At 66.9% G+C, this 3,115-nt stretch carries 2 protein-coding genes and 2 tRNA genes; 2 read left to right on the forward strand and 2 right to left on the reverse strand.

Annotated features, from left to right (window positions below):
* Nucleotides 1–124: 124 nt before the first annotated feature.
* Entirely contained in the window at nt 125–1,507 is a 1,383-nt protein-coding gene (gene tig / locus ACFWU2_RS19090) for a trigger factor (protein ID WP_169620474.1), read from the reverse strand.
* Between the two features lie 74 nt (nt 1,508–1,581).
* Nucleotides 1,582–1,658, reverse strand: a tRNA-Pro gene (locus ACFWU2_RS19095).
* Between the two features lie 140 nt (nt 1,659–1,798).
* Here ACFWU2_RS19095 and ACFWU2_RS19100 point away from each other — a divergent pair.
* Both ACFWU2_RS19100 and ACFWU2_RS19105 read left to right on the forward strand, forming a co-directional pair.
* Nucleotides 1,799–1,872, forward strand: a tRNA-Gly gene (locus ACFWU2_RS19100).
* Between the two features lie 155 nt (nt 1,873–2,027).
* On the forward strand, nt 2,028–3,115 hold a 1,088-nt coding region (locus ACFWU2_RS19105), incomplete at its 3' end, for a wax ester/triacylglycerol synthase domain-containing protein (RefSeq protein ID WP_378609478.1).

The raw sequence follows: 3,115 nt of genomic DNA on the forward strand, positions 1-3,115 counted from the left end.
TCTTTTTGTCTCCGGGGTCCCTCCCTTTTCTTCTTGGGGGTATGGCTCACAGTAACAAAACCCCGGGGGGGCCCCCCGGCCGCCCGGGTGCCGCCCCTCTTCGCTCAAAGCGGAAAAAAACCGACTACTCGGAGGCCGAATCCTCGGTGCTCTCGGCAGCCGAATCCTCGGCATCCGCGTCGTCCTTCTTGGTGCCGAACAGCTCGCTCGTGTCGACCGACGCGCCGGTGGTGTCGGTGACGGTCACGCGATCGACCACCGAACCGAGCGCCTTGCCGCGACGCACGTCGGCGAAAACCGCGCCGAGCTGGTTGGCCTGGCTGATCTGCTGGATGAACTGCTCGGGCGGGATGCCGTAGCGCTGCGCCTGGAAGAAGATCCGCTCGGTCAGCTCCTGCTGCTCGACGGTGGTGCCCTCTGCCTCGGCGATCGCGTCCAGCAGCAGCTGGGTCTTCACCGAACGCTCGGCGGACTCACGAGCCTCCTTGTCGAACTCCTCGCGGCTCGAACCCTGAGCCTCGAGCAGCTTGTCGAGCTGGGCTTCGTCGTGATCGAGCTCGTGGATTGCGTCGTGGACCGCGCTGTCGACCTCGGCCTGGACGACCGCGTCGGGGAGCGGGATCTCGACGGTGTCGAGCAGAACCTCGAGGACCTTGTCGCGGATCTGGCCGGCCTGCTCGACCTTCTTGACACGCTCGACGCGCTCGCGCAGGTCGGCGGTCAGCTCGTCGATGGTGTCGAACTCGCTCGCGAGCTGCGCGAAGTCGTCGTCGGCCTCGGGGAGCTCGCGCTCCTTGACCGAGTTCACCTTGACGGTGACGACCGCTTCCTTGCCGGCGAACTCGCCCGCGAGGAGGGTGGAGTTGAAGTCCTTCGACTCGCCGGCGGAGGTGCCGATGATCGCGTCGTCGAGTCCGTCGATGAGCTGTCCGGAGCCGACCTCGTGGGACAGACCCTCGGTGGCGGCCTCGGTGACCTCTTCACCGTCGACGGTCGCGGACAGGTCGATGGAGACGAAGTCGCCGTTCTGCACGGGACGTTCCACGCCCTTGAGGGTGCCGAAGCGCTGACGCAGCGACAGCAGCTGCTCCTCGATGTCCTCGTCGGTGATCTCGACGGGATCGACGGTGACGGCGATCTCGGAGAAGTCCGGCAGGGTGATCTCGGGACGCACGTCGACCTCGGCGTTGAAGACGAGCTCCACGTTGTCCTCGAGCTTGGTCACGTCGATCTCGGGCTGGCCCAGGACCTTGACCTCGTTGCTGGTCACAGCCTCGTTGTAGCGGGACTGGATGGCGTCGTTGACGACCTGCTCGAGCACGGCGCCGCGTCCGACACGGGCCTCGAGGATCTTGCGGGGCGCCTTGCCCGGACGGAAGCCCGGGATGCGCACCTGTCCTGCGAGGGACTGGAAGGCGCGGTCGAAATCAGGCTGGAGTTCCTCGAAGGGCACCTCAACGTTGATACGGACTCGCGTCGGGCTCAGCTGCTCGACGGTGCTCTTCACGGGACATGCTCCTTCTGTCGTGCTGTCTGGTCGGTCGTTCGTGTCACTACTGAGCGCGCTGACGCCGTTCGATCTGGTCGGGATGACAGGATTCGAACCTGCGACCCTCCGCTCCCAAAGCGGATGCGCTACCAAGCTGCGCCACATCCCGTCACCGGCTACCCCTAGAGCATCCCTGGGGACCCGCAGCAGAATCCTACGGCCCCCCGATTATGAAATCCAAAGCGAGGTTCGGTACAGTCTCATCCTGCACGGAGCGGACACCGCGGAAACGGTGAAAGCAACGGCAACGGGGATGTAGCTCAATGGTAGAGCCCCAGTCTTCCAAACTGGCTACGCGGGTTCGATTCCCGTCATCCCCTCCAGGGCAAACGTCCGTCGACCACCAGGTCGACGGACGTTTTGTCGTTTCCGTCCCGGTCTGCGCGCCGGCGACGGCGGATCACCGTTTCGACTCGAATCCGCAATGCGCCCCCCAAGATCGGTGCCGCAGGCCGGATCGTGTGAAAGCGTCCCCACTGTGACCGACCGACCCGACCGCGACGGAACCACCGTTCCCGTGCCGCGTTCCGTCATCGTGGCGGTCGTCGCGCTCGACGCCGTTCCGGACTGGGATCGGGTCACCGGCATGCTGGCACCGGGGAATCACGAGTCGCCGGCATTCCGGCACCGGGTCGTCGACGTGCCGTTCGGGCTCGAAGCTCCGCGATGGGCCGGCGACCCCGATTCCGACCCGCCGTGGCACCTCGACCGGGTGTCCTTACCCCCGCACGCCACGTTCGCCGACGTACTCGACTTCGCGCGCACCGCTCCCCCGGCACCGGGCGTGCGGCACCCCCTGTGGGGACTGACACTGCTCGACGGACTGACGGGTGGCCGGTCCGCCCTGGTGATCCGGTTGCATCACCTCGCGGCCCCCGAGGACGACACGGGCGATCTCGTCCGCTCGTGGGCACGCTCGGCCACACGCGGACTCACCCGGACTGCGACTTCCGTCGTGAAGGCTCTTCTGGGAGAACCCGCTGACACCCCGGATCGGCGCACGGCGTCCGATCACTCCCCCAACCGACACTTCCCGTCCCGGCTTCATGTGGTCGACGTTCCCCTCGCCGCCCTCCGTGTCGCGGCCGACCGGGCGAACTGCGGACTCGAGAGCGGCTTCGCCGCCGCGATGCTGCTCGCGTGCGCTGCATACCGGCACCGCCAGGGCCGTAAGGCCGACAACCTGCGCGCCGCAATTCCGGTCTCCACGGGTCACCCCGTCACGGTCGAGTTGCTCGACAGCGCTTCGAACCCGGAAGAACTGATGCGACGGATCGAGACGGATCGCACCACCTCTCCCGACGGCACGGACTCACGCCCCGCGAATGCTCAGGGACGGCGCGGAGAACCGGTGACCGCACTGTCGAACAGCGAGGCGCTGTTCGGTGCGCACGACGTACTCACCGCCACGCTCCCCGGGTCGAGCGCGCCGCTCTACATCGGTGGCGCGAAAGTCGAGCGATATTACGGTTTCGGCCCGACGCACGGCGCCGCGTTCAACGCGACACTCATGTCGTACCGCGCGGGATGCGGGATCGGGGTCACCGTCGATCCCTGCGCGGTGCC

It is taken from the genome of Rhodococcus sp. NPDC058639 (assembly GCF_042717545.1).
In the GTDB taxonomy this organism is placed as follows: Bacteria; Actinomycetota; Actinomycetes; order Mycobacteriales; family Mycobacteriaceae; genus Rhodococcus.